Source organism: Erythrobacter sp. HI0063 (assembly GCF_001635685.1).
Taxonomy (GTDB): Bacteria; Pseudomonadota; Alphaproteobacteria; order Sphingomonadales; family Sphingomonadaceae; genus Qipengyuania.
Window position 1 is genome coordinate 1 of the sequence record NZ_LWFF01000175.1, and the last position, 258, is coordinate 258.

Genomic DNA, 258 nt, shown 5'->3' on the forward strand with positions numbered 1-258 from the left:
TCGGGCGTGGGCGTGTCGAAGAATTGCGCCACAGTCTCGCGCGGCACCACGTAACCGGGATCTTTGCGATAGTCCGCAGGGTCCTGTGCGAACGTGCCGTGCATCCCCTGCCGGTTCATGCGCGCCAGCCGCTCAGCCGTCACGTAACCGCTCAGGCGTTCGGGGTCTCCCTTGAGATAGTCGGGCGCAGCGAGGCCATAGCCGCTACGCAACACCGAAAGGCCAGCATCGCCCGCGCCGGTATCGAGCGGTGCCACG

Annotated in this window: 1 pseudogene; it reads right to left on the minus strand. The window is 66.7% G+C overall.

Annotated elements, in window-relative coordinates:
* Nucleotides 1-258 (minus strand): annotated as a pseudogene (locus tag A3736_RS17465) (hypothetical protein); the annotation flags it as partial.